The 4,045-nt window shown below is 52.1% G+C and carries 9 protein-coding genes; 5 read left to right on the top strand and 4 right to left on the bottom strand.

Translation table 11 applies throughout. The features are described 5' to 3' along the window. The 3 genes from AK963_RS26315 to AK963_RS32550 all read right to left on the bottom strand — a co-directional run. Positions 1–230: hypothetical protein (locus AK963_RS26315; protein ID WP_139117681.1), on the bottom strand; the 230-nt coding region annotated here is incomplete at its 3' end. 3 nt (positions 231–233) lie between these two features. Further along, positions 234–455 (bottom strand): hypothetical protein, encoded by a 222-nt coding sequence (locus tag AK963_RS26320; protein WP_066017949.1) that lies wholly within the window; start codon positions 453–455, stop codon positions 234–236. 31 nt (positions 456–486) lie between these two features. After that, positions 487–1,056: a hypothetical protein gene (locus tag AK963_RS32550; protein ID WP_139117682.1), complete on the bottom strand. Its 570-nt coding sequence runs from the start codon at positions 1,054–1,056 to the stop codon at positions 487–489. Positions 1,057–1,392: 336 nt separating this feature from the next. On the opposite strand from AK963_RS32550, the gene AK963_RS26330 reads away from it, so the two are divergent. The 4 genes from AK963_RS26330 to AK963_RS26345 all read left to right on the top strand — a co-directional run bounded on the left by AK963_RS26330 (position 1,393) and on the right by AK963_RS26345 (position 2,919). After that, the gene (locus tag AK963_RS26330; protein WP_066018321.1) at positions 1,393–1,929 is read left to right on the top strand and encodes a hypothetical protein; all 537 of its coding nucleotides are present in this window, start codon (positions 1,393–1,395) and stop codon (positions 1,927–1,929) included. Positions 1,930–2,001: 72 nt separating this feature from the next. Beyond that, a complete protein-coding gene (locus AK963_RS26335) occupies positions 2,002–2,253 on the top strand; it encodes a hypothetical protein (RefSeq protein ID WP_066018322.1) in 252 nt (83 codons plus the stop codon). Between the two features lie 98 nt (positions 2,254–2,351). Further along, positions 2,352–2,681: a DUF2958 domain-containing protein gene (locus AK963_RS26340; protein WP_066018323.1), complete on the top strand. Its 330-nt coding sequence runs from the start codon at positions 2,352–2,354 to the stop codon at positions 2,679–2,681. Positions 2,682–2,733: 52 nt separating this feature from the next. Next, positions 2,734–2,919 carry a hypothetical protein gene (locus AK963_RS26345; RefSeq protein ID WP_066018324.1) on the top strand — a complete coding sequence of 62 codons (186 nt, stop codon included), beginning with the start codon at positions 2,734–2,736 and terminating at the stop codon, positions 2,917–2,919. A 32-nt stretch (positions 2,920–2,951) separates the two neighbouring features. On the opposite strand, the gene AK963_RS26350 is transcribed toward AK963_RS26345, so the two are convergent. Beyond that, positions 2,952–3,251 (bottom strand): hypothetical protein, encoded by a 300-nt coding sequence (locus AK963_RS26350; protein ID WP_066018325.1) that lies wholly within the window; start codon positions 3,249–3,251, stop codon positions 2,952–2,954. A gap of 281 nt (positions 3,252–3,532) precedes the next feature. Between AK963_RS26350 and AK963_RS32555 the strand changes: the two genes are divergently transcribed. Next, a complete protein-coding gene (locus tag AK963_RS32555; protein ID WP_139117683.1) occupies positions 3,533–3,907 on the top strand; it encodes a hypothetical protein in 375 nt (124 codons plus the stop codon). The last annotated feature ends 138 nt before the right edge of the window (positions 3,908–4,045 follow it).

Consider the following 4,045-nt stretch of genomic DNA (forward strand, 5'->3'; position numbering starts at 1 on the left):
TTGCGTGTGGGTTTTGCCTCGGTTCTGGGTGCCTTGCCGTGGACGTGTACGTCGATGAAGTCGGATTTGAGTTGACCTTTCTCGGCCAGATCAAGGGCAAGGATGATGAGCTTCTGGAAGTTTGTTAACTCGAAGTCGGGGTACCTGAGCTTGATGTAGCCGAGGTAGGATTCCTCGGCGTGACGGAGTTTCAGGAGGTGTTTCGCTGCATCCTTGCGGCTGATTTTCATGCGTTACCGTTTGGCTTTACGGGAGAGCCACGCCTGAGAAAGTTCGGCGGCGGCCATCGGGTCGGTGATGTTGCTGGCTGCTACCCGCATCATGTGGTCAATGATGGCCATTTTCCGGCGTTCTGGCGGAATGTCGTCCAGGTTGAGCATGTTCATGTGCTGGCCGAACTCTTCGGGGGTGAGGCTTGAGGGAATGCCGTTCTTTTCGCGGTTAATGACGGTCATGGTCGTGTTCCTTGGGAGTGAGATTTATTGTTCAATCACCATTAGGGAGAACTTCAGCTTCAGCGATAATGGCTTCCAACTCAGCGCGGGAGAGTTCATCGACTTTGCGGTGCTCGATCTGAACTTCGGTAAATTTCTGCGACAAGTCTGGCATGACTTTGTTGAGCAACATGCCGTAGAGGCGGACTTGATTGCTGTTCCACTCGGATTTTCCTTCGAGGAAGAGGCGAGCGCGTTCGGTTTCGCTGACGACGATGTTATGGAGGTCGGTACGGATGCGGGCAACGTCTTCGGAAGTGACTGGTCTGGCCAGAAGGCGGGCCTGAACCGCCATCATTTGTTTGGCGACGTGTTCCTCGTTGGCTTTTTGCTGGTCGAGCTTGCGCTGTTTTTCTTCGATTTCGAGTTTTCGTTTTTCGAGGAGGGCCTTACTGTTGTTTTCGGAGATGGTTTTCCGCCCCTTGCGACCGGATTTTTCGCGAGCGATGGCAATGCGGGTCTCCTGGGACTTGTTGTAGCGGCATTGCCTGCGGGGACGATTAACTTTCTGTCCAGTCTCCAGAACGGTTTTGCAGGCTTCCTCTGACTTTTTCCTCAACATGGTATCGAGACCTGTTTTTGAAATTTGCTAAAAATTGTCGCGGGGTCGGAAAGTGGAAATTCCTGGGACTCCTGACAGCAAAGAGCCCCTCCCCCCCCCCTTTTTTTGTATAACTTTTTCTCTTCACCTTCGTCCCGTACATTTAACTTATTGATTTTAAATAATTCTTGGAACCTATCTTAGGTTTTCAACAAGATCGATAAGCACAAACAAATGCGAAAATTTATCCATAAACACATCGTTTCCACCTGTTTTTAACAAGTAATCCACAGGTAATTCACACGCATATAGGGGAAATCGCTGTACCAATTCCGGCAAAACAGCGAGGTAATTCTCATGGAAAATTTACACGGCAAAACCGCGAAAGAAATCACTGCACTCGTGCAATCAGGCGAGGTTGATCAGACCGTTGCCGTCGAGCACATGCTCCAGAACGGCGCAAAGCGTGTGGCCAAGGGTCGCAAGCCCACATTCCCGAGCCTGAAGGCCCTCGAAGCCATGACCGGCAAGCCCATCGCCACCCTGCGCGATGAGATCAACGCGATCGCCGGTGTTGCTGCTCCGCAGCAGCCCAAGAAATCCACGAAGCGCAAAGCCACGAAGCCAAGTGCGAACCACGCACAGCTCGACGGCTTGACCGTCGCCTTCGTCGAGGCTGACGTCATGAAACTCATGGACTCACGCACCACCAAGGCCGCGATCACCCGCATGAACAAGGGCATGATCAAAGACCCACTCAAGGTCGCGAACCTGCGTGAAGCCGAGCGTCGTCTCGGTCTGGTTCAGCCTGAGCAAGCCAAGCCCGTGAGCGCAGACACTCGAATCGACGCGCTTGAAGCCAAGCTGGACAAACTGCTCGCAGTGTTCGGGTAATCCACCTGCGTAACCACTCCCCGCCTCGTGCGGGGATTTTTTTTGTCCACGAAAAATGCGAGGTAACACACCATGAAACTACCACAACAATTCCAAGGCGCGGCTCGCGCCTGCTACGACGGCGCGGTCAACCGTCAACTCATCGCCCGCAACATCCACGAAGCGATTGTCTACTGCCAAGAGAACAACATCGCCCTCGAAGCTAACGACTGTCCGCCAGAGATCACGATCATGATCGCCCAACTCGCCTACCTGCTGGGATTGCGTGACATATCACTATCGGACAAGTACGAGGAAGCAATGAGAGAGCTGGGTTACATCTAACACAGACACCCGCGCATGTTCTTAGGGGAAATCCATCAGCCAGATCAATCGGTCTGGCTTTTTTGTGCCCAAAACAAACGTCCACGGAGGACAACACCATGAAACTACTCACGAAAGCCATTGAAAACAAGTTCGCCAAGACCGGCGACCTGTCACAAACACCCATCGACGACATCACCGTCATCTGCAAGTGGTTCAACCCCTGCGGTAGCCACACATGGTACGTCTACGAACGTCTCGACGACGACATCTTTATGGCCTTCGTCACCGACGGCAATCCCATGTTCGCCGAGTGCGGCACGGTCTCACTGGCTGAACTCCAGAGCGTGACACTCCCCTTCGGCATGTCCATCGAACGTGACATCAACTTCGAGCCACGCCCACTCAGGGAAATCATCGACACCATCAAGGCAGGAGGACACGTCTGACATTTGCCAACTACTGCACCGTCGTATCAACTTATGTAAGGGAGAACAACAAATGACCTTCACACAATGGCTCATGCAAGCCAACGACTACGCCTTGAAGACCTACAACATCGACGCCCGCGAGGTAACGGGCGACTATTGCAGGCTCAAGGACTCCTACGAAGCTGGCGAAGCACCGGAAGAATGCGTCGAGTACTACGCCACGAAATACCGACTGACAAAACTGGATGATTGGTAACAAATAAGTTCATGCAGTGTGGTAGTGAACCCTCAGCTGTAATTTCTCACCCTGCGATCAGGCAAAACCCACTCGCAGTGAATCCCATTTCGTTCACCTTCACCACAGACGACATCAAAAAAACCATCCAGTGCTTTCATATTATCCGGTGACGAAAGCTCGAACTCGAACTTGTTCCGCAACCTGTAGACAACATTTTGTCCAGATTCAGTCCGGTCAGAACGAAGCACCTTGTTATTTCGATGTATTGTGCAGCTCCTGGCACCATAGCGAATGGATATGTAATCGCCTAACACCTCATATCGAATACGAATGTTTTGCTCTGAGTCCATTAGGTATAGTGGCTTCGGTGGAATAAAGTTGTGCATACAAGGCTTCCCAAAACGTCCTTAGCCCCACATCTTATACAAAAAAACACAAGCCCTCATTGCAGTTGATCAATAAATACACCCGCCCGCGCTATTAGGGGAAACCCCCTTACCAAATTCTCAGTTTCCCCCTGATCCCATCCTCACTGAGCCGGATTGGCATTCACCCACGGAATTACGGGAACCCTCTCAGCCAGATCAATTACGGTCTGGCTTTTTTGTGCAACCACGAAAAGGAGGTCTTCATGATCCTCATGCGTTTGAAAGACTTCGTTCGCAGCATGAGCCTCGGCTCAACCAGCGACACCCCACCTGAAGTACGGTTCATTCGTCCTGACATGCTCTCGCCAGAGTTCGACCCGTTCGGTGACGGCAGCTCCTTCCTCGCAGTCCACGACCCTGACGGTTTCGACCAGTTCCTCCGCTCTTACAACGGCGGCAGGTATATCCGAGACATGACCCACTGGTACAGCCGCAACATCGACAATGCCCATTACATCGTCGTCCGATACGACTTCACCGACCAGGCCGTGTACTTCGGAACCTATTACGCCAACGGAGGTCGCATTCTCGGCGGCCATCACATGAACGACCAGCGTGATTGGTCAAGTCACACATAAAGGAGGCACCTATGTACAAGAATAACTTCGACATGAGTTCAACGGGACTCAACATAGAACTGACCTGCTTCTACGACTGCGCCAGGGCACAGTACGATTTCAGCGAGTCGTTCACCTACATCAAGCAGTACAAGCAGC

The organism is Endozoicomonas atrinae, assembly GCF_001647025.1.
GTDB lineage: Bacteria > Pseudomonadota > Gammaproteobacteria > Pseudomonadales > Endozoicomonadaceae > Endozoicomonas > Endozoicomonas atrinae.